Source organism: Tepidibacter hydrothermalis (assembly GCF_029542625.1).
Classification (GTDB): domain Bacteria; phylum Bacillota; class Clostridia; order Peptostreptococcales; family Peptostreptococcaceae; genus Tepidibacter_A; species Tepidibacter_A hydrothermalis.
This window is the reverse complement of sequence record NZ_CP120733.1, coordinates 2,019,058-2,041,504: the sequence shown is the minus strand read 5'-3', so window position 1 is coordinate 2,041,504 and position 22,447 is coordinate 2,019,058. Positions and strand designations below refer to the sequence as shown.

Sequence of the window (22,447 nt, the reverse complement as noted above, 5' to 3'; positions counted from 1 at the left end):
CAAATGTATAAAAAGGCCATAGATAATTATCTATGGCCTTTTTAAATTAATATTTTCCTACATAATCCCATCCGATAGGAATACCTTCTTCACCAGGTTTCCAGTTAGCTGGTAATCCCATTCCTGTTTTTTCATTGTACTGAAGTCCTTGTATAATTCTTAAAATCTCATATATATTTCTTCCAACAACCTGTGGATTGACCAGATATGCTTGAATATTTCCATCTGGATCTATTATAAAAGCACCTCTATATGCAAAACCTTCTTTTTCATTTAAAACTCCATATGCTTCAGATACAACTTGTGTTCTATCAGATAATAAAGGATAGTCTATCTTTTGAGCAGAAGGAGATTCTTGCATGAAAATTTTATGAGAATATATACTATCTGTACTAATAGCTAGTACTTCTGTATTTAAGTTCTTGAATTGATCATATACATCAGCAACTGCTGCAAGTTCAGTAGGTCAAACAAATGTGAAGTTTGATCCATAAAAAAATACTACTACCCATTTACCTCTGTAATCTGATAAAGAAACATCTTTAGGTTCTCCATCAACTATACCCTTTAAAGTGAATTCAGGTGCTGGATCACCTAAGTTAAAGCCTTTATTGTAGTTAACATATTTTTTATCACGTGTAGAAGATACACGATTTTTTTTGATTGATTTCATATATCTTTTCTGATTCATTAAATGAAAATATGGATTGTACATTTACAATACCTCCTCGGTATTAGTATATTAACCTGGTATTCCTTTGCTACAATCCAACTATTTATTGATTTAAATATGTAAAAATAGTATGATTTAATGTGTTAAAAATTTTAAAATATATAGTTAAAATAAGAGGCTACTAATAAAAATAATGGAGGTAATTTATGAATATAGAAGAATTTTTAAATTTAAAAGTTGATATAAAGAAAGGACAATCATTTGTACATAGAAATTGTTATCTATATGATTTAATAGAAAATTCTATTATGGATCCTGTTAATTCAAATATAAATAATTCTGTGTTTTCTAATATATTTATAAGAGAGGCTGTTCATACGTTTTCTGAATATAGAGAAGATGATTATCCTGAAGAAGATATTTTTACAAAGTATGGAGTTGTAATAGAAGATAGATATGATTTAATACTATCTATTTGTTATTTAGATGGTAAGTATAAGTATATTAGTATACTTAATCAATTGGATGAGTTAAATGAGAGTGAAGCGATAACAATGCTTAATTATTACCTAGAGGAAACTTATAATGAATATCATACTGTTTTAGTTATCGATTAACAATTAATATATTAATTGTTGAAATATGTTAGGTTGAATAAATGCAAGATATATGAAATAATATATTGAACAATAAAAATACTAAAGGAGACATGTTTTATGAAAAAATATAATTATAGTGAGCTGGTAGTTAAACTTAATAAATAAGGAGTTTAACGCTAAAAATAACTCCTTATTTATTAAGTCGATTAGTATAAAAGACTAATAAATAAAGGAGCAATATAAATGAATAAAGATACATTTGAAAAATTACAGTTAAAAGAGTTAAAAGAGATAATAAAAACGCATTGCCAAACTTCACTTGGAAAAGATCTTTTAGATAACTTATATCCTAGTGGAAATATTGATATAGTAAAAAGAAGATTAAATGAAAATAAAGAAGCTAGGAGTATAATAGAATCTAGCAATCATATACCTTTAGATGGCGTATCTAATGTAAATTCAATTATAGATAAGGTTGAAAAAGGAATGGTATTACATCCAGAAGAACTGACGCAAATGGAAGATTTTTGTAGAGGGTGTAAAAAAATAAAGCGTTTTATGGTAGATAAAGAGTTTTATTCACCAACACTAAGTTCATATGCTTTAAATATAACTGAATGTGAAAATATAGAGACTGAAATAATATATTGTATAAAAGCAAATAAAGTAGATTCGCAATCTAGTAAAGAACTTAAAAAAATAAGAAAAGATATATTATTAAAAGAAAATAAAATACAAGAAAAATTAAATAAATTCTTAACATCATCAGCAAATAAAAAATATATTCAAGAATTTATAATAAGTAAAAGAGATGATAGATATGTTATACCTATAAAATCATCATATAAAAATGATGTTAATGGAATAGCATTAGATACATCATCAAAAGGAAATACTGTTTTTATAGAACCAAATAGTGTGTCTAAGCTAAGCCTAGAACTTATAAGTTTAAAATCACAAGAATCTATAGAAGAATATAAGATACTGTCTTATCTAACAGAACTTATATTTGAAAAAATAACACAGATAAAATTAAATATTGAGATAATAGCAGAATATGATATGGTATTCGCTAAAGCTAAATATAGTCAAAATACAAATGGGATTACTCCTAAGGTAAATGACAAAGGCTATACAAAAATAATTGATGGAAAACATCCTCTTTTAAAAGGAGATGTAGTACCTCTTAATCTGGAAATAGGACAAAATTATAGAAGCTTGATAATAACAGGACCTAATGCTGGAGGAAAAACAGTTGCGTTGAAAACGGTAGGACTTTTGACATTAATGGTTCAGTGTGGATTTGATATATGTGCAAGGGAAGACACTCAAATGAGTGTATTTGAAAAAATATTTGTTGATATAGGAGATAATCAAAGTATAGAAAATGCTCTTAGCACATTTTCTTCACATATAAAAAATATTGCACAAATAATGAACTCATCAAACAATTCGACTTTGGTTTTATGTGATGAGATTGGGAGTGGAACAGAACCAAATGAAGGAGCCGGGCTTGCAGTTTCTATCCTTGAAGAATTTTATAAAACAGGGTGTATAACAATAGCATCTACTCATTATGGTGAAATTAAAAAATTTGCATCACTTCATCCTGAATTTCAAAATGCAGGCATGATGTTTGATAAAAACACTTTAGAACCTCTATATGAATTAACTATAGGAACATCTGAAGATAGTAATGCACTCTTTATATCTAAAAAAATGGGCATAAAAGATAAAGTACTAAAAAGAGCTAAAGAGTATATAAACGATAAAAATTATAATTTAGATATAGTTAAAAAAAGTAAGAGGTCTTCTTTTGAAGAAACAGATATAAAGGATTCATTAAGCGAGACTATTATATATAATGTAGGGGATAGAGTTAAGTTATTAGATAAAGATGACTTTGGAATAATTTATAAAACAGTTGATAAATTTAATAATGTACAAGTGTTATATAATGAAAAATTTATAGAAGTAAATATTAAAAGAATAAAGCCTAATCTAAAAGCTGAAGAATTGTATCCAGAAGGATATGATATGGATACTTTGTTTACAAGCTATAAAGAAAGAAAATTGGAGAAGGATATTAAAAGAGGATCTAAAAAAGCTTTAAAAATGATTTTGAAGAAATAGATATATAATTTAATAAAAATTGAGGCTGTGGCGTAAATGCCATGGCCTTTTTTTATTAAATCTATTTATTAGAGTTTATTATGGAGTTTAATAAACTTAGATAATATTCAAATTTACCCAAGAATTTGAAATAACTTGTAAATCTTATTCACTCAATATAAAATGAATAATTATGAGAATGCTACAAAAGGGAGGAAGTTTATGAAAGATACTGAACTTAAAAAAATTCAAGCTACTGTAATAAAATATGCCAATGCAATATCTACTATTATAAATGTAGATGTTGAAATAGTTGATAATAATTTGTATAGAATAGCTGGAACGGGTATATATAAAGATAAAATTAACCAAGATATGTCTAATGAAGGTTCTATATACCAACACGTATTAAAGACTGGTGAATCCTATATAATAAAAAATCCTAAAAAACATAAATTTTGCCAAGGATGTACAGATAAATTAAGTTGCATAGAAACGATGTTGATATGTGAACCTATAAAATCAAATGAAGAAATAATAGGGGTTATAGGTCTTGTTTGCTATAACGAAAAGCAAAAACAACTTTTAAGTGCCAATTTAGATTCGTATTTAGAGTTTTTAGATAGGATAAGTGAATTCATAAGTATGAAGGTCTATGAAAATTTAGAACATGAAAAAAAACAATCTATGATAAATCTATTGAATCAAATAATAGATAGTGTTGACAAGGGAGTAGTAGTATTAAATGAAGATGACATTATAACAGATATGAATTCAAGCGCTATAAATCAATTGAAACTAGATAAGACAGAAAATTTAAAAGTCAAACTATCGGTTGTGAAAGAACATATAGCAGGTGAGGAAGAATATAAATTGATTTTAAATGATAAGAGTATATATCTTATTGGCAAATTAATACCTGTATTTCCACATATAGATTCATGTGATAAAATATTAATATTTAGCAAAATAAAGAAGGCTAATAATTTTAAAAACAAGCTTCAGGTAGCTCCTAACTTGATAAATATAGACAATATATTAGGTAATTCAAATTCTATAATGAATATAAAGGAAAAAATAAAAAAAATATCTAATTCTAGCTCGACTGTACTTATTACAGGTGAGAGTGGAACGGGTAAAGAGCTAATAGCAAGAGCGGTTCATTCTGAAAGTAGGAGATGGGATAAACCATTTGTGGCAATAAACTGTGGTGCTATACCAGATAATTTATTAGAAAGTGAATTGTTTGGATATATAAGAGGTGCTTTTACGGGAGCAGATCCTAATGGAAAAATAGGTAAATTTGAACTTGCTAATAAAGGAACTATATTTTTAGATGAAATAGGGGATATGCCTCTATATCTTCAAGTGAAAATACTTAGGATATTACAGGAGAGAACTTTAGTAAGAATAGGATCTAATCGTCTTATAGAACTTGATATTAGGGTAATCGCTGCTACTAATAGAGATTTAAAAAAAGCAATAGAAGATAAAACATTTAGAGAAGACCTATATTATAGATTAAATATAATACCGTTAGAAATTCCTTCTCTTAGAGAACGAGATGATGATATTGAAATTATTATGATGAATATTATAAATAAATTCAACAAATTGTTTCTAAAAAAAGTTGAAGGCGTAGACTCTAAGACTAAAAAGCTTTTAAAAAATTACAGCTGGCCTGGTAATGTAAGGGAGCTTGAAAATGTAGTTGAATTCATGATGAATATGGCAGAGGAAAATAAAATCATAATGCCACATATGCTACCTAAATACATAGAAGAACCTCAAGAAAAAATTGTTACAGATGAAATAGCAAATGAAAAAATACTTTCTTTAAAGGAAATTGAAAAAAAATATATACTTAAAGCTTTGAAAAAATATGGAGATGATACTAAAGGAAAAGAATTAGTTGCAAAGAAGCTTGGTATAGGTATGACTACTCTATATAGAAAATTGAAGGGGTAATAAATGGGAATTTTCAAAATGAAAAATTAAAAAATATGGATAAAATACGTGAAAAGTAGCTTAAAATGTAGAAAAGTAACTGAAACTAGATGAAAATTTCCAAAATGAAAATTATTTTTCAAAATGAAAAAATAAAAACTTATTTTTGTTAAAAAAATACTTACAAAAATAGGGTTTTATTTTTTTTTGTTCTTTTTTATTAAAAAAAACACTGTAAACTGCAATGTTTTAGGTTTTTAGTATGAAAAAAATTACAGGAAAGTGTTTTCTTGGCATGAGAGTTGCTTATGTATATTGGTGTCAAAAACAAAAAATTAACATGGAGGTAATCAGTATGGATCAAAAAATAAAATATGCTAAAAATGGTATGCTAGATCAAAAAAGATCGCTTGATTTTTTATGTGATGAAGAAATAAGAAAGGCTAAAAACTTTCACGAAAGTTTTCCTCAATATACAAAGACACCTTTAGTTAAATTAGACAATTTGGCTAAAAATTTAAACGTAGGTGGAATATACATAAAGGATGAATCTTATAGATTTGGACTTAATGCATTTAAGGTACTTGGTGGGTCTTTTGCAATGGGTAAATACCTTGCAGGTAAACTTAACAAAGATATATCAGAGCTTAGCTTTGAAAAGTTAAGAGATGAAGAAACAAGAAAAGAATTAGGAGAAATAACTTATGTAACAGCTACTGATGGTAACCACGGTAGAGGAGTAGCTTGGACTGCAAATCAACTTAAGCAAAAATCAGTAGTATATATGCCAAAAGGATCTTCTTTAACTAGACTTGAAAATATAAGAAAAGAAGGTGCAGAAGCTAGTATCACTGATATGAACTATGATGATGCTGTTCGTCTTGCGTCTGAGAATGCTGAGAAAAATGGATGGTTAGTAGTTCAAGATACAGCTTGGGAAGGATATGAAGAAATACCTACTTGGATTATGCAAGGATACGGAACAATGGCGCTTGAAGCTTCAGAGCAACTTAAAGAGTGTGGAGTTGAAAGACCAACACACGTATTTGTTCAAGCAGGAGTTGGATCTTTAGCAGGAGCAGTTCAAGGATACTTTGCATCAGTATATAAAGAAGATTGTCCTATTACAGTTGTTGTAGAATCAGATTTAGCTGATTGCTTATATAAATCTGCTTTAGCAGGAGATGGAAAGCCAAGATTTGTAGGTGGAGATATGCAAACAATTATGGCTGGTCTTGCTTGTGGTGAGCCTAATACTATAGGATGGGAAGTTCTAAGATCTTATACTTCAATGTTTGTATCTTGTCCGGACTGGGTTGCAGCTAATGGAATGAGAGTATTAGGAAACCCACTTAGAGGAGATGAAAAAGTAGTATCTGGAGAGTCAGGTGCAGTTTCAGCAGGTTTAATACATGCAATAATGACAAGAGATGATATGAAAGATTTAAAAGAGCAACTTAAGTTAGATGAAAAGTCAAGAGTACTTTTATTCAGCACAGAAGGAGATACAGATCCAGATAAGTATAGAAGAATCGTATGGGGTGGAGAGCATCAAAGCGTATAATATCTAGAAATTATATTGAAAGGGGATTTTAAAAATGGAAATAATGAATCAACAAAGAAAAGAAGAACTTACAAAAGTTTGTCAAGATTTACTTCGTCAGCAAAGTTACTCTGGAGAAGAAGGAAAAGTAGTTGAAGTTATAAAAGATTGGTCTAAAAAATTAGGATTTGATAATTGTACAGTAGATGAGTATGGCAATGTTATATGTCATATTAAAGGAAACAAGCCAGGAAAGAAAATATTGTTTGATGGACATATAGATACTGTTCCAGTACCAGATGATTCAAAGTGGACTCAAGCTCCTTTTGGAGGAAAAATAGTAGATGGAAAAATCTATGGTCGCGGAGCTTCTGATATGAAGGGGGCTGTAAGTGCTATGTTAGCAGCTTGTTCATACTTTGCAAAGGATATGAACAAAGATTTTGCTGGAGATCTTTATGTTGCAGGAGTAGTACATGAAGAAATATTCGAAGGTGTTTCAGCTAGAAAAATTAGTGAAAAGATAAAGCCTGATTATGTAGTAATAGGTGAAGCTTCAAGACTTAACTTAAAGATAGGACAACGTGGACGTGGAGAAATAGTTATAGAAACTTTCGGAAAACCTGCTCATTCAGCTAATCCAGAAAAAGGCATAAATGCAGTTTATAAAATGTCAAAAGTTATAGATAAAGTACAAAATTTAAAGCCAATAAATCATCCAGTATTAGGAGATGGAATATTAGTTTTAACTGATATTAAGTCTTCTCCATACCCAGGCGCTTCAGTAGTTCCAGACTACTGTAAGGCTACTTTTGATAGAAGACTTTTAGTTGGAGAAACAAAAGAATCTGTACTTAAGCCAATTGAAGATTTATTAGAAGAAATGAGAAAAGAAGATTCAGAATTAAATGTTAAAGTTTCTTATGCTATAGGAGTAGAAAAGTGCTATACAGGAGAGACAATCCAAGGAGAGAGATTCTTCCCAGGTTGGTTATATGATGAAGAAGATGAGTTTGTTCAAATAGCATATAAAGGATTAAAAGAAGTAGGACTTGAGCCAGAAGTTACTCAATACTCTTTCTGTACAAATGGTAGTCACTATGCAGGGGAAAAAGGAATTAAGACTATAGGATTTGGACCATCTCAAGAAAATCTTGCTCACACAATAGATGAATACATAGAAGAAGAACAATTATTCAATGGTGCATTAGGATATTACGGAATATTAAAATCTTTATATTTATAAGATTATTAAATCCACAAATGCTGAGAGCTTGGATTTGAATTAAGCAAATTCAAAATACAAGTTCTTAGCTTGGGATTAAAATATTAATATGCGAAGGTGATTATGATGGGAATATTAATTAAGAATGGTTTTGTTGTAGACGGTACAGGAGAAAAGGGATTTAAAGCAGATATTCTTGTAGAAGGAGACAAAGTATCTAAAATATCAGAAGATATACAAGGTGATTTTGATCAAGTTTTAGATGTAGAGGGTATGGTTGTAAGTCCAGGTTTTATAGATACTCACAGTCATTCGGATCTTATAACTCTAGTAAATCCATACAATGAAATCAAGATACGTCAGGGAATCACTACTGAAGTTTTAGGCCAAGATGGAATATCTATGGCACCACTTCCTAAAGAATTTATAAGTCCTTGGAGAAAGAACATAGCTGGACTTGATGGAGACTCTGATGATATAGATTGGGAATATGAAACTACAGATAATTATTTGAAAATTATGGAAAAACAAGGGGTTGGATTAAACCAAACTTACCTAGTTCCTCATGGTAATGTTCGTATGGAAGCTATGGGACTTGAGAACAGACCTGCTACTAAAGAAGAAATTCAAAAAATGTGTGAAATAACAAGAAGAGAGATGGAAGCTGGAGCTTTAGGTCTTTCAACAGGTCTTATATACATACCGTGTGCCTATGGCTTAACAGAAGAATTAGTTGAAATGTGTAAAGTTGTAGCTGAATTTGATGGAGTATTTGTAATACATCAAAGAAGTGAAGCTGATACTATTTTAGATTCTATGAAGGAAGTAATAGAAATAGGTAAAAAATCTGGTGTTAAAGTTCATTTTTCACACTTTAAAGTATGTGGAAAGAAAAACTGGAAGTACATAGATGACGTTTTAAAACTTTTAGATGAAGTTCAAGCTGAGGGGATAACAGTGTCTTTTGATCAGTATCCGTATGTTGCTGGAAGTACTATGCTTGGAGTAATTCTTCCACCTTGGGCACATGATGGAGGAACTGATAAATTAATAGAAAGATTAGCAGATAAAAATCTTAGAGCTAAAATGGTTGAAGACATGAAAATGGGAATACCAGGATGGGACAATTTCGTAGACTTTGCTGGTATGGATAATATATTTGTAACTAGCGTTAAGACTAAAGAAAATGAAGACCTAATAGGTAAAAGCCTTACTCAAATAGGAGAGATAAGAGGAAAAGATGCATTCGAAGCTACTTTTGATCTATTATATCAAGAGGAAAATGCCGTTGGAATGGTAGACTTTTATGGTCTTGATGAACATGTAATCAAGTTCTTAACTAGACCTGAACAAAATGTTTGTACAGATGGACTCTTATCAGGTAAGCCTCATCCTAGAGCATATGGATCTTTTCCAAGGGTTTTAGGAAAGTATGTAAGAGAAGAAAAGGCTCTTTCATTAGAAGATGCTATATATAAGATGACAAACAAGCCTGCACATGCTTTCAAAATTAAAGACAGAGGGCTTTTACAAGAAGGAAAGTATGCAGATATAGTTGTATTCAATCCTGATACAGTTAAAGATACTGCAACGTATGTTGATCCTATTCAGTATCCAGTAGGTATTGAGTATGTTTTAATAAACGGTAACGTAGTTGTGGATGCCGGGGAATATAAGAAAGTATTAGCTGGAAAAGTTATAAGAGGATAAGAGGGGGATCAGTGATGCTTTTAGTAGGTAACGGAAAAGTAATTACTCACAACATCTCTATGCCATACATCGAAAATGGATGTGTGGCAATAGAGAAAAATATTATTATAGATTTTGGAAACACGAATGAATTAAAAGAAACATATAAGGATGCTGAGTTTATAGATGCAAAAGGTAAGGTCATAATGCCTGGTATGGTAAATACTCATATGCATATATATAGTTCTTTTGCAAGAGGTATGGCTCTTAAAGGAGAACCTTCTCAAAACTTTATTGATATACTTAATAATTTATGGTGGAAGATAGATAAAAAACTTACACTTGATGATGTTAGATACAGCGCTTTATCTACATATATAGATTGTATAAAAAATGGAACAACTACTGTATTTGATCATCACGCGAGTCAAGGGGCAGTAAGAGACAGTTTATTTACTATAGGAGAAGTATCTAAAAAATTAGGAGTAAGAAGTTGTCTGTGTTATGAAATAACAGATAGAGATGGAATGGATATAAGAGATGAAACTATAGAGGAGAATGTTAATTTTGTAACTCATACTAATCAAATTAACGATGACATGTTAAAGGGAATGTTTGGACTTCATGCTTCATTTACTCTTTCTGATGATACCTTAAAGAAGGCTGCGAAAAAGGCTTCTAGCTTAAATACAGGATTTCACGTACATACAGCTGAAGGAATAGATGATTTACATGATTCATTAAAGAAATACAATAAAAGAGTTGTTCAAAGATATATGGATTTTGGAATGCTTGGAGAGAAAACGATTGCAGTTCACTGTATTCATGTAAACAATTCAGAAATGGATATGCTAAAGGAAACAAATACAAGCGTTGTTCATAACCCAGAATCAAATATGGGAAATGCAGTTGGATGCGCACCTGTACTTGAAATGATGAAAAGAGGAATAAGATTAGGACTGGGAACTGACGGATATACAAGTGATATGTTCGAATCCATGAAGGTTGGAAACATACTTCATAAGCACAACGTATGTAATCCAAGTGTTGCTTACGGCGAAATACCACAAATGTTATTTGATAACAATAGAGAAATAGGATCTAAGTTCTTTGAAAAAAGTGTTGGAATAATAGAAAAAGGAGCATATGGAGACGTTATAGTAGTTGATTATAAAGCTCACACTCCTATGAATGAAAATAATTACAATAGTCATGTATTATTTGGAATGTCAGGAAGAAGTGTTGATACTACAATAATAAATGGAAAAGTAGTTATGAAAGATAGAATTATAGTAGGAATAGATGAAGATGAAATATATGCTAAATCTCAAGAGCTAGCAACCAGTCTTTGGAATAAAATCTAATAAATTTTCTAGAGGGGGAAATGAAATGGATAACAAGACAAACAAAAATGTCATGCCTGTAGATGAGATACTTCCTATAGGACAGACAATAATACTTGCACTTCAACACGTACTTGCTATGTGTGCAGGTGCTATTGCAGTACCTATTATAGTAGGAAATGCAGCAGGATTATCTCAAGAGGAAATAATATTTCTTATAAATGCAGATTTGTTTGTAGCTGGTATTGCTACTTTGATTCAATCACTAGGTATTAGAAATTTCATAGGGGCTAAGATACCTATGGTAGAAGGAACAAGTTTTGCGACTGTATCCGCCATGGTTGCAATTGCAGGAAATTATAATTCAAATCCACACGTTGCAATGTGTACAATATTTGGAGCAGTACTTGTTGCTGGTATATTCAGTTTTTCGATGGCACCGTTTTTTAGTAAATTATTAAGATTTTTCCCAAAAGTAGTTACTGGAACTGTAATAACTATAATAGGTATATCACTTTTACCAGTAGCAGTTAGATGGTCAGCAGGAAATGATATGTCTTCTCCAGACTTTGGAAGTCCTCAAAATGTTTTAATGGCACTTGGAGTTCTAGTTATGATTTTAGTAATGAATAAATACTTAAAAGGTATATGGGGAAGTGTATCTATACTTTTAGGTATAGTATTTGGAACAATAATAGCTTCTATGATAGGAATGGCTGATTTTAGTAAGGTAGTAACATCTAAATTCATAAGTTTTAATACTCCTTTTCACTTTGGCATGCCAATATTTGACATAACATCAATAATTTCCTTGTTACTTGTAACATTAGTTATAATGACTGAGGCAACAGGAAATATAATAGCTATCCATGAAATGGTAGGAAAACCTTTGGATGACAAAAACTTAGCAAGAGGACTTAGAACAGATGGATTTGCAACTATACTTGCATCGATGTTTAATACTTTTCCTCACACAGCATTTGCTCAAAACATAGGACTTGTAAATTTGACAGGAATAAAGAGCAGATACGTTGTAGCAACATCTGGATGTATATTATTTTTACTTGGTATATTTCCTAAAGTTGCTGCGTTATTTGCATCAATACCATATCCAGTTTTAGGTGGAGCAGGATTTGCAATGTTTGGAATGGTAGCTTCTGGAGGAATAAAGAGTCTTGGCAAGGTTAATTTTGAAGGAAATAAAAATGGCATCATAGTTGCAGTAAGTATAGGTCTTGCAATGATTCCAGTTGCTGTACCGAGCTTTTATCATGCATTCCCAAGCTGGGTAAACACTTTATTCCACAGTGGAATAACTACAGGAAGTTTATGTGCAATAGTTTTAAACATTTTCTTTAATGGAAGTGGTAAAAAAGAAAAAAAACAGCGATTAGAAGCATAATGTGAAATTTTTAAATAAATTAATTGATTGAAATTTACATAAAAAATAATTTATATAATCTTATGGAGGTAATTATAATGGCTAAAATAAATATTGATCTTTGTGGAATGAAACTTAAAAACCCTATTATGCCTGCAGCAGGCCCAAATGTTAAAGATGGAGAGATGTGTAAAAAATCTATAGAGGGTGGAGCAGGAGCTGTAGTTACAAAAACTATATCTTTATTACCAGCAGATGTTCCTCGTCCTTGTATGGCAGAAATAAAAGGTGGATTCTTAAATACAGAACTTTGGTCAGAACTTTCAAAAGAGCAATGGGTAGAAAAAGAGTACAAGATAGCTAAAGAAGCAGGAGAACCAGTGATTATAAGTATGGGATATACAGAAGAGCAAATAAGAGAAGTTGCTCCACTTGTAAAACCATTTGCAGATGCAGTTGAACTTTCAACTCACTATGTTGGAACGGATGTAACACCTATAGTAAGAGCATTAAAAGCTGCTAAAGAAGTTTTAGATGTACCTGTATTTATGAAGATGAGTCCTCATACAGATATTCAAAAAATTGCAAAAGCAGTTGAAGAAGCAGGAGCAGATGGACTTTTAATGATGAACTCATATGGACCTTGTATGGGAATAGATGTTAAAACAGGATATCCTATAATGGGAAGTCAAAAAGGATATGGATGGCTTTCGGGAGCTGCTATAAAGCCAATAGCTGTAAGATGTATATATGATGTAGCACAAGTTGTTGACATTCCTATAATAGGAGTTGGAGGAGTAACAAATGGACTTGATGCAGCAGAAATGATAATGGCAGGAGCATCAGCTGTTCAAGTTTGTACAGAAGCTATACTTAAAGGGCCTGGAGTGTACGGAAAGATAGCTGAAGAATTAAATGATTTCCTAGATGAGTACGGATATGACGATGTAGCTCAAATAAAAGGACTTACTCATAAAAAAATGGCTGATAGAAACTTTAGAACACACTCTATTCCAGCTTATGTAGACAATGACAAGTGTATATCTTGTGGAATTTGTAAGAAACTATGTCCTTACGAAGCTATAACTATTGAAGATAAATTAGTAATAGATGAAGAAAAATGTTTTGGATGTGGACTTTGTGTATCTAAGTGTCCTAAGGGAGCTCTTGGAATATCATTAAAATAAAAAGGAGATTTTTTAAATGGGTGTAGTTATAAAAGGTGGAAAAATTATAACTGATACTGATTCATATTATGCCAATTTAAGAATAGAAAATGAAAAAATAGTCTCTATAGGAAGTAATTTAGAAATAGAAGGTGATGAGGTAGTTTCAGCTCAAGGCTGCTACCTTCTTCCTGGAGCAATAGACCCTCACACGCATTTTGATTTAGATGTAGGATCTACGGTTACGGCAGATGACTTTGAAAGTGGAAGTAAGGCTGCTTTAATTGGAGGAACTACAACTATAATAGACTTTGCAACCCAAAGCAAAGGAGAAACGCTAAAAGAGGGTCTTAATAATTGGCATAAAAAAGCAGATCAAAAGTGTTATTGCGATTATGGATTTCATATGGCAATAACAGACTGGAATGAAAATGTATGCAGTGAAATGGAAGAAATGAAAGATCTAGGAGTTACATCGTATAAGATGTATATGGCATATAAAAATGTACTTCAGGTTAATGATTTAGAAATACTTAATGCATTAAATAAAAGTAAGGAAATAGGGGCGTTAATGTGTTTTCACTGTGAAAATGGAGATATAATAGATTTCTTAATTAATAAAGCTAAGAATAATAATCAAGTTTCTCCTAAATATCACCCTATTACAAGACCATCTGAAGCTGAAGCTGAAGCTGTGTATAGACTTATTAAATTAGCTAAAATAGTAGATTCACCTATATACATAGTTCACTTAAGTACAAAACGTGCTCTTGAAATTGTTACAACAGAGAGAAAAAATGGAGCAGAAATATATGTAGAGACATGTCCTCAATATCTTCTTTTAAATGAGAACTGTTATGAAATAGATGTGGAAGATGAGTTCGAGGGAGCTAAATATGTAATGTCACCTCCTTTGAGAAAGAAAGAAGATCAAGAGTATTTATGGAATGGAATAAAAAACAACGATGTAGATACAGTTGCAACTGATCATTGCTCTTTTAACTATAAAGGACAAAAAGAATTAGGAAGAAATGATTTTAGTAAAATACCTAATGGATCTGCGGGGGTAGAACATAGATTATCACTTATGTACACTAATGGAGTATTAAAAGAAAGAATAACTTTAAATGAAATGGTAGATGTAATATCTAGTAAACCCGCAAAGTTATTTGGTCTTTATCCTCAAAAGGGAACCATCTCAGTTGGAAGTGATGCTGATATAGTTATATTCAATCCTGACTATAAAGGTAGAATAAATGCTAAAGATCAAACTCAAAATGTGGACTATACTCCATATGAAGGTTTTGATCAAATAGGAAGAGTAACTGATGTATTCTTAAGAGGAAATAGAGTTGTCAAACAATCCTTAATTTGCGATAAGTATCCAGGTGGAAAATATATCTATAGAAAATAATATACAAATGGGGGAGTCATAATGTATAGATTTATAGTTAACTCAAAGCAAATAGAAACCAGTGAAGATAAAAAACTTTTAGACTTTTTAAGAGATGACTTGAGACTTACATCTGTAAAAGATGGATGTTCAGAGGGAGCTTGTGGAACATGTATGGTTTTAGTAGATGGAAGAGCTATGAAGACTTGCGTTTTAAAAACTTCTAAAGTGGAAGGAAAGAATATTATAACAGTAGAGGGGATTTCTGATAAAGAAAGAGATGCATATGCTTGGGCATTTTCAGAAGCAGGTGCTGTTCAATGTGGATTCTGTATTCCCGGAATGGTAATAAGTGCAAAAGGGCTTTTAGATAAAAATTTAAATCCTACAAAAAAAGAAGTTAAAAAAGCACTTAACGGAAATGTATGTAGATGTACAGGCTATGCCAAAATAGAAGAAGCTATATTAATGGTTGCAAAAATTTTGAGAGAAGATATAGAGGTACCTAAAGTTGAGTGTAAGGGCTTAGTTGGTCAAAATATGCACAGGGTAGATGCCAAGGATAAGACTTTAGGAACTGGTGAATATGTAGGAGATTTATATGTAGATGGAATGCTTTATGGATCCGCTTTCAGAACTAAATATCCTAGAGCATTAGTTAAAAGCATAGACATTTCAAAAGCTGTAAACCATCCAGGAGTTGAATGTATTGTTTTAGCAAAAGATATACCTGGAAAAAGAAACTTAGGACATATAATACAGGATTGGCCTGCTTTAATAGCTGAAGGGGAAGAAACTAGATATATAGGAGATTCTTTAGCTTTAGTTGCGGCTACTTCTAAAAAAGTTTTAAAAGAAGCTCTTGAGTTGATTAAAGTTGAGTATGAAGAGTTAAATGCTATTACAAGCCCAGAAATGGCTATGAAGGAGGATGCTCCAAAGATTCATCCAAATGGAAATATATTAAAAAAAGAAGTTTTATCAAGAGGAAATGTTGATGAAATTATAGCTAAATCAAAATACGTCGTAACTAAGAAGTACTCTACACCTTTCACAGAGCATGCATTCTTAGAACCTGAAAGTGCTTTATCTATGCCTGATGAAAATGGAGTTATAATATATACAGGATCTCAAGGGATATATGATGAGCAACGTGAAGTTTCAGATCTTTTAGGGATTGAACCAGAAAAGGTAAGAGTTATAAGCAAATATGTTGGTGGCGGATTTGGTGGAAAAGAAGACATGAGTGTTCAACACCATGCTGCACTACTTGCATATTTAACTAAAAAACCTGTAAAAGTAACCTTAACAAGACAAGAAAGTATAAACATACATCCAAAGAGACATGCGACTGAGATGGAGTTTACTACTGCTTGTGATGAAAATGGAAAGTTGACAGCTATGAAAGCTACTATAATAGCTGATACAGGAGCTTATGCATCTTTAGGAGGACCTGTTCTTCAAAGATTATGTACTCATGCAGCAGGACCATATAACTACCAAAATACTCATGTAGAAGGAACTGCTGTTTATACAAATAATCCTCCAGCAGGAGCATTTAGAGGATTTGGAGTTACTCAATCTGCATTTGCGACAGAGTGTAACTTAAATTTACTTGCTAAAATGGTTGGAATATCTCAATGGGAAATAAGATATAAGAATGCAATACTTCCAGGTCAAGTACTTGCGAATGGACAAATAGCTGATGAGACAACAGCTCTTAAGGAAACTTTAGAAGCAGTTAAAGAAGAATATGACAAGCATGAATACGTAGGAGTATCTTGTGCATTTAAAAACAGTGGTATAGGAGTTGGACTTCCTGATATTGGAAGGTGCATATTGAGTGTAATAGATGGCAAGGTTCATATAAGAACTAGTGCTGCTTGTATAGGTCAAGGTATGGGGACTGTGACTACTCAAGTGGTATGTGAAACTACTGGCTTAACACCTGATGTAATAATAGTGGATTCTCCTGATACAGCTAAAACTCCAAACTCTGGTACAACTACAGCTTCAAGACAAACAGTATTTACTGGAGAAGCTACTAGATTAGCAGCACTTAAGCTTAAAAAAGCATTGAATTCTAAGTCTCTTTATGAACTTAATGAACAAGATTTTTATGCTGAATATTCTGGAATAACAGATTGTATGGGATCAGATAAGCCAAATCCAAAGAGTCACATAGCTTACGGGTATGCAACTCAAGTTGTTGTTTTAGATGAAAAAGGAAATGTAACTAAGGTTTTAGCAGCTCATGATGTAGGAAAGGCTATAAATCCTAAAAATGTAGAAGGACAAATAGAAGGTGGAGTAGTAATGGGACTAGGATATGCCCTTACAGAAAATTTCATACTTGAAAATGGAATTCCTAAATCTAAATTTGGAACACTGGGACTATTAAGAGCACCAAAGGTTCCTAAAATACAGCCAATAGTTATAGAAAATAGTAAGGAAAACCTTGCTTATGGAGCAAAAGGAGTAGGAGAGATAGTTGTAATACCAACAGCACCGGCTGTACAAGGGGCTTATTATAAATTAGATGGTAAGTTTAGAACTAAGCTGCCATTAGAAAACACTGCTTATAAAAAATAAGATAATATGAAATTAATAGATTTTTTAGAAATAGAAAACTTAAAATGCAATATGATAAGCATAGTAGGTGGAGGTGTAAAAACCTCCACCTTACTTAAAATTTCAAAAGAATTATACTTTAGAAGAATTAAGACAAATAAAGGGTGATTACTATGAATGATGTAGTTATAATAAGAAGCGGTGGAGATATAGCTAGTGGAATAGCCCATAGACTGTATAAGTGCGGATTTAAAGTTATAATAATTGAAATAGAAAAGCCATTGGTGATAAGAAGGAGTATATCTTTTGCAGATAGCATAAGTAAAGGTAAAAAAGAAGTTGAAGGAGTAGTAGCAAAGCATATAAAAAGGTATGATGAAATAGATGGAATATGGAAAAATAAAGAGATACCCGTAATTATTGATGAAGGTTGTACTATACTAAATTATATAAAGCCGCTAGCTGTAGTGGATGCTATATTAGCTAAGAAGAATATAGGAACTCATATAGATATGGCACCAATAACAATAGGTGTTGGGCCTGGGTTTGAAGCAGGGGTTGATGTTAACTTAGTTGTAGAAACTAATAGAGGACAGACTCTAGGTCAAGTTATACATAGTGGAAAAGCTCAAGAAAACACTGGAATACCTGGAAATATAATAGGATATACAACTGAAAGAGTTATTAAATCTCCTTGTGATGGAGTTTTAACTATAAAAGAAGATATAGGAAATATGGTGTATAAAGGAGACGTTGTATGCTATGTAGGTGATGAGCCTGTTAAGACTGTAATTTCTGGCGTTGTAAGAGGAATGATATCGGATAATAGCAATGTTTTCAAAGGTCTTAAAATAGCAGATGTTGATCCAAGAGGTAAAACAGAGTATTGTGATATTATATCCGATAAAGCAAGAGCAGTAGCTGGAGGAGTAGTAGAAGCTATAATGTATATGAAAAATAGAGTGTTGGGGGATGAATTATAATGGATGATGTTATATTTGATTTTATTTCTAAGGAAATCAAAAGCAATAAAACAGTAGCAATGGCTTTAATAACAAAGTCTAGTGGATCGATACCTGCAAAAGAAGGAAGCATATTACTAGTGTTTGAAGATGGAAGTATATCTGGAACAGTAGGTGGAGGTGTTTTGGAAAATGAAGTTATAAAAGAATGTAAAAAATCACTTCGAACACATGAAAATAATTTATATACATATAGCTTAGCTGCAGATGCAGACTTAGGAGCTCAATGCGGAGGAAAAGCAGAAATCTTTATAAAGATTTTTAGACCTAAGGAAAAAATTATCATAGCTGGTGGAGGTCATATAGGATTAAAGCTTTATGAAATATCAAAAACTTTAGGTTTACATATTGTTATTATAGATGATAGAGAAGAATTTGTGAGTAAGGAAAGATTTCCTCAAGCGCAAGAGCTAATATGTGGTAATATATATGAAGGTCTTAAAAACTATGATATAAATCAAAATACATATGTAGTTATAGTCACTAGAGGACATGAGTACGATGAAGATGCATTAAGAGCTGTTATAAATAAAAATCCAGGATATATTGGTATGATTGGAAGTAAGAAAAAAGTTAAGCATACATTTGATAATTTAAGACAAGATGGTGTGGATGAAGAATTTATTGAAAGAGTATATGCACCTATTGGTCTTGATATTAATGGTAATTCTCCAGCTGAAATAGCTCTTAGTATAATGACTCAAATACAGTTTATAAAAAAAGGTGGAACTCTGAATCATAAAAAGGATGTAAAAAAGTAAGAATATATATTCAATAGTTAATTAGATTTCAGAAACTACGTTGTTTAAAAATAGATGATAATTCGGTGTTTGAATAAAAAAATGGGCTTACTAAAAGCCCATTTTTAAATAAATTCAACATTATCAGGATGATCATTTACCATATTTCTTATCCATTTAAATGATTTGAATCTTCTTCTTATAAATATAAATTTAATTATTTCTTCAACTGCAGTAAATGAAACAACTAAATACACAGGTAGATGTAGCACAAATGCAGCTATAAAAGCTAGAGGTATCCCTATAAACCAAAGAGTAATTCCTTGAAGTATAGATCCATAGGCTGCATCTCCACCACCTCTTAGTATTCCTACTATCATTATGAAGTTATAAACTTTAGCAACCATTATTATAGCATATACATAAAGTATATAAGTTGAATATAGCTTAACTTCATTTGATACATTAAAGAAAGAAACTATAGGCTTTGCAGATATAGCAAGAATTATACCTATGAATAAAGCAATAAGTACAGATAGTTTAGATATTTTCTTTGATGATTCTATAGCTACATCTTCTCTATTAGCTCCTATTTCATTTCCTACAACAACAAGAGTTGCATAACCAAGACCAAAGCTAAATATCATGAACAAGTTTGTTATAGTTGAACATATCTGCATAGAAGCTGCTGCTTTTGTGCTTATTCTTGCGTATATTGCAATATATGTTACGTTACCAAATCCCCAGCAAGCTTCGTTTAAAACTATTGGTATAGTTACAGATGATAAAACCTTTTTTAAATTACTAGACAATCCAATAAAATCTTTAAAGCTAGTTTTTAAAACACTATTTTTAAAGTATAAATTGAATAAAATAACTCCACATTCACAAGTTCTTGCTATAAGTGTAGCTATTGCAGCACCTTCTGTTTTAAGTTCTGGCATTCCTAGTTTACCAAATATTAATATATAGTTTAAAACACCATTTACTATAAGTCCTACTAAACTTGCAAACATAGGTAATTTAGTATTATTGACACTCCTAAGAGCAGATGCAAATGTAAAAGATATTCCTGTAAAGAGATAGCTTAAAACTGTTATTCTTAGATATTTGCTACCAATATCTATAACTGATGCATCTTTGTTAAATACTGCCATTATATTTTGAGGTATCATAATTCCTATAATTAAAAAAACTAGCGATCCAATTATACTTACAGATAAAGACTTAGCTAATACCTTCTTTATATTATCTGTATCATTTTTTCCCCATAGCTGAGCTATTAAAACACCACAACCACCACTAATACCCATTGCAAATAATGAAAATAGGAAGTAGTACTGATTTGCTATACCAACAGATGCAAGTTCAACTTCTCCTATTTTACCTATCATCATAGTGTCTAACATATTAAGCGATGATGTTATTAGATTTTGAAGAATTATTGGTATAGTTATGATGAATAAGTTCTTGTAAAATTGTTTATCTTTTTTATAGTCTTTGATTAAATTAAATGACATATAATCTCTCCTTTCGCACAAAAAACACCCACTTCGAGTTTTTTTGAAGTGGGTGGTCAACACTTTTACATATTTAAATTTTACTATATATATAATAAATACATAAACAGTTTTTGTCAATAAGAATTTTGATTAATTATTTAGAATATATTTAAGTAAAGAGGTGATTGAATGCATAATAATGCGGAAGGTAAGGTTGTTAGAGACTGTATTCACGGAGATATATTTGTTAGTAATAAATTTTTAAAAATAATAGATACTTGCGAATTTCAAAGGCTTAGAAGGATTAGACAACTTGCTATAGTAAATTTATTATTTCCATGTGCTGAACATACTAGATTTTCTCATTGCTTAGGAACATTTCATATTATGGGAAGGATTATAGAACATTTTGAAAAAGAATTTGAAAATATAAATATAAAAATTGATAGTAGGGATAAAGAAGTAGCACTAGCGGCTGCATTACTTCATGATATAGGACATGGTCCGTTTTCACATACATTCGAAGAAATATGTTCATATAAAGGTATGAATCATGAATTGTGGACAATCAGAATAATCACAGATAAAAGTACTAATTTGAATAAAGTATTAGTAGAAAATTTTGATCAAAATTTTCCAAATGATGTAGCAACTCTTATAGGTAAGTCAGTATATAAACAAAATTACTTAGATGGAAAAATAGATTTAAACTTCATACTCTCTTCTTTAGTGAGTAGTCAAATAGATGCAGATAGAATGGATTACATACTTAGAGATTCTATCCATACTGGTGTTAGTTATGGCAAGATAGATATATCTAGGATAATAAAATCAATGACTATAAAAAAGAATGAAGATAAATATACTTTATGTGTATATGAAAAATATTTGCCAGACATAGAGTCATATCTTTTGTCTAGATATCAGATGCATAAGGGAGTATACAACCATAGTTTTAAATGTGAAATGGAAGGGGTAATAAAAAAGATATTTTTTAGAATGAAAGAGCTGTTCAAATGTAATTATTTAGATAAATATAAGATTCCAAAGGGAATAATGCCTATACTTACAGATAGAGAATATACATTAGAAGAATATTTATCAATTGATGACTCAACTTTATTATATTTATTTACTGAACTTAGAAACAGTGATGATTTAATACTGTCTAAATTATGTAAATGTGTTATAGATAGAAATAAATTTGAGCAAATAAATGATATTGAAAATATGAGTGAGTATAAATCAAAACTAATAGATGATTTGAAAAGAATAGGATATGAAGTGAAAGATTTAGATAAAGAATATTTTTGGCTAGAGGTTTCAAAAAATTATAAAGCATATGAAATTAGTAAAGATAATATATTTATATACGACAATAGAGGAAATATAAAAGACTTGAGTACGGTGTCTAATATAATATCACAAAGTGTATGTGAAGAAAAAACTGATACTTTTATAAATAAAGATATATTGAATATTTTGATAGAATCTAAGAAATTACAGGTATAAAAAATGTATAAATTTTATATTTAAAGGAC

16 protein-coding genes are annotated in these 22,447 nt (G+C 30.9%); 14 read left to right on the top strand and 2 right to left on the bottom strand.

Annotated elements, in window-relative coordinates:
• Nucleotides 1-46: 46 nt before the first annotated feature.
• Nucleotides 47-673: a peroxiredoxin gene (locus P4S50_RS09435; protein ID WP_465245006.1), complete on the bottom strand. Its 627-nt coding sequence runs from the start codon at nucleotides 671-673 to the stop codon at nucleotides 47-49.
• A 206-nt stretch (nucleotides 674-879) separates the two neighbouring features.
• On the opposite strand from P4S50_RS09435, the gene P4S50_RS09430 reads away from it, so the two are divergent.
• The 13 genes from P4S50_RS09430 to P4S50_RS09370 all read left to right on the top strand — a co-directional run bounded on the left by P4S50_RS09430 (nucleotide 880) and on the right by P4S50_RS09370 (nucleotide 19,425).
• Nucleotides 880-1,290: a hypothetical protein gene (locus tag P4S50_RS09430; RefSeq protein ID WP_277734621.1), complete on the top strand. Its 411-nt coding sequence runs from the start codon at nucleotides 880-882 to the stop codon at nucleotides 1,288-1,290.
• A 225-nt stretch (nucleotides 1,291-1,515) separates the two neighbouring features.
• A complete protein-coding gene (locus P4S50_RS09425) occupies nucleotides 1,516-3,405 on the top strand; it encodes an endonuclease MutS2 (protein WP_277734619.1) in 1,890 nt (629 codons plus the stop codon).
• Nucleotides 3,406-3,606: 201 nt separating this feature from the next.
• Complete coding sequence (locus P4S50_RS09420) at nucleotides 3,607-5,352, top strand: sigma-54 interaction domain-containing protein (protein ID WP_277734617.1); 1,746 nt, start codon at nucleotides 3,607-3,609, stop codon at nucleotides 5,350-5,352.
• A 334-nt stretch (nucleotides 5,353-5,686) separates the two neighbouring features.
• Entirely contained in the window at nucleotides 5,687-6,895 is a 1,209-nt protein-coding gene (gene dpaL / locus P4S50_RS09415; protein WP_277734615.1) for a diaminopropionate ammonia-lyase, read from the top strand.
• Nucleotides 6,896-6,929: 34 nt separating this feature from the next.
• Nucleotides 6,930-8,120, top strand: a complete 1,191-nt coding sequence (locus tag P4S50_RS09410; RefSeq protein WP_277734613.1) for a YgeY family selenium metabolism-linked hydrolase — start codon at nucleotides 6,930-6,932, stop codon at nucleotides 8,118-8,120.
• Nucleotides 8,121-8,225: 105 nt separating this feature from the next.
• A complete protein-coding gene (locus P4S50_RS09405; RefSeq protein WP_277734611.1) occupies nucleotides 8,226-9,809 on the top strand; it encodes an N-acyl-D-amino-acid deacylase family protein in 1,584 nt (527 codons plus the stop codon).
• A gap of 14 nt (nucleotides 9,810-9,823) precedes the next feature.
• Nucleotides 9,824-11,152 carry a putative aminohydrolase SsnA gene (gene ssnA / locus P4S50_RS09400; protein WP_277734609.1) on the top strand — a complete coding sequence of 443 codons (1,329 nt, stop codon included), beginning with the start codon at nucleotides 9,824-9,826 and terminating at the stop codon, nucleotides 11,150-11,152.
• A gap of 25 nt (nucleotides 11,153-11,177) precedes the next feature.
• The gene (locus P4S50_RS09395) at nucleotides 11,178-12,533 is read left to right on the top strand and encodes a nucleobase:cation symporter-2 family protein (RefSeq protein ID WP_277734608.1); all 1,356 of its coding nucleotides are present in this window, start codon (nucleotides 11,178-11,180) and stop codon (nucleotides 12,531-12,533) included.
• A gap of 77 nt (nucleotides 12,534-12,610) precedes the next feature.
• The gene (locus P4S50_RS09390; protein WP_277734607.1) at nucleotides 12,611-13,699 is read left to right on the top strand and encodes a 4Fe-4S binding protein; all 1,089 of its coding nucleotides are present in this window, start codon (nucleotides 12,611-12,613) and stop codon (nucleotides 13,697-13,699) included.
• Nucleotides 13,700-13,715: 16 nt separating this feature from the next.
• The gene (hydA, locus tag P4S50_RS09385; protein WP_277734606.1) at nucleotides 13,716-15,092 is read left to right on the top strand and encodes a dihydropyrimidinase; all 1,377 of its coding nucleotides are present in this window, start codon (nucleotides 13,716-13,718) and stop codon (nucleotides 15,090-15,092) included.
• 21 nt (nucleotides 15,093-15,113) lie between these two features.
• Nucleotides 15,114-17,663 (top strand): selenium-dependent xanthine dehydrogenase, encoded by a 2,550-nt coding sequence (gene xdh, locus P4S50_RS09380; protein ID WP_277734605.1) that lies wholly within the window; start codon nucleotides 15,114-15,116, stop codon nucleotides 17,661-17,663.
• A 152-nt stretch (nucleotides 17,664-17,815) separates the two neighbouring features.
• On the top strand, nucleotides 17,816-18,625 hold the full coding sequence (gene yqeB / locus P4S50_RS09375) for a selenium-dependent molybdenum cofactor biosynthesis protein YqeB (RefSeq protein ID WP_277734603.1): 810 nt from the start codon (nucleotides 17,816-17,818) through the stop codon (nucleotides 18,623-18,625).
• Nucleotides 18,625-19,425 (top strand): XdhC family protein, encoded by an 801-nt coding sequence (locus P4S50_RS09370; RefSeq protein WP_277734601.1) that lies wholly within the window; start codon nucleotides 18,625-18,627, stop codon nucleotides 19,423-19,425. Before yqeB ends, P4S50_RS09370 begins: the two co-directional genes overlap by 1 nt.
• Before the next feature lie 104 nt (nucleotides 19,426-19,529).
• On the opposite strand, the gene P4S50_RS09365 is transcribed toward P4S50_RS09370, so the two are convergent.
• Complete coding sequence (locus P4S50_RS09365) at nucleotides 19,530-20,924, bottom strand: MATE family efflux transporter (protein ID WP_277734600.1); 1,395 nt, start codon at nucleotides 20,922-20,924, stop codon at nucleotides 19,530-19,532.
• 171 nt (nucleotides 20,925-21,095) lie between these two features.
• Here P4S50_RS09365 and P4S50_RS09360 point away from each other — a divergent pair, with 171 nt between their 5' ends.
• Nucleotides 21,096-22,418 carry an HD domain-containing protein gene (locus P4S50_RS09360; protein WP_277734599.1) on the top strand — a complete coding sequence of 441 codons (1,323 nt, stop codon included), beginning with the start codon at nucleotides 21,096-21,098 and terminating at the stop codon, nucleotides 22,416-22,418.
• The last annotated feature ends 29 nt before the right edge of the window (nucleotides 22,419-22,447 follow it).

Excerpts from the sequence above, each read along its gene's own strand:
- P4S50_RS09430 (WP_277734621.1), top strand. The coding sequence starts at position 880 with ATGAATATAGAAGAATTTTTAAATTTAAAAGTTGATATAAAGAAAGGA.
- P4S50_RS09425 (WP_277734619.1), top strand. The coding sequence starts at position 1,516 with ATGAATAAAGATACATTTGAAAAATTACAGTTAAAAGAGTTAAAAGAG.
- P4S50_RS09420 (WP_277734617.1), top strand. The coding sequence starts at position 3,607 with ATGAAAGATACTGAACTTAAAAAAATTCAAGCTACTGTAATAAAATAT.
- dpaL (WP_277734615.1), top strand. The coding sequence starts at position 5,687 with ATGGATCAAAAAATAAAATATGCTAAAAATGGTATGCTAGATCAAAAA.
- P4S50_RS09410 (WP_277734613.1), top strand. The coding sequence starts at position 6,930 with ATGGAAATAATGAATCAACAAAGAAAAGAAGAACTTACAAAAGTTTGT.
- P4S50_RS09405 (WP_277734611.1), top strand. The coding sequence starts at position 8,226 with ATGGGAATATTAATTAAGAATGGTTTTGTTGTAGACGGTACAGGAGAA.
- ssnA (WP_277734609.1), top strand. The coding sequence starts at position 9,824 with ATGCTTTTAGTAGGTAACGGAAAAGTAATTACTCACAACATCTCTATG.
- P4S50_RS09395 (WP_277734608.1), top strand. The coding sequence starts at position 11,178 with ATGGATAACAAGACAAACAAAAATGTCATGCCTGTAGATGAGATACTT.
- P4S50_RS09390 (WP_277734607.1), top strand. The coding sequence starts at position 12,611 with ATGGCTAAAATAAATATTGATCTTTGTGGAATGAAACTTAAAAACCCT.
- hydA (WP_277734606.1), top strand. The coding sequence starts at position 13,716 with ATGGGTGTAGTTATAAAAGGTGGAAAAATTATAACTGATACTGATTCA.
- xdh (WP_277734605.1), top strand. The coding sequence starts at position 15,114 with ATGTATAGATTTATAGTTAACTCAAAGCAAATAGAAACCAGTGAAGAT.
- yqeB (WP_277734603.1), top strand. The coding sequence starts at position 17,816 with ATGAATGATGTAGTTATAATAAGAAGCGGTGGAGATATAGCTAGTGGA.
- P4S50_RS09370 (WP_277734601.1), top strand. The coding sequence starts at position 18,625 with ATGGATGATGTTATATTTGATTTTATTTCTAAGGAAATCAAAAGCAAT.
- P4S50_RS09365 (WP_277734600.1), bottom strand. The coding sequence starts at position 20,924 with ATGTCATTTAATTTAATCAAAGACTATAAAAAAGATAAACAATTTTAC.
- P4S50_RS09360 (WP_277734599.1), top strand. The coding sequence starts at position 21,096 with ATGCATAATAATGCGGAAGGTAAGGTTGTTAGAGACTGTATTCACGGA.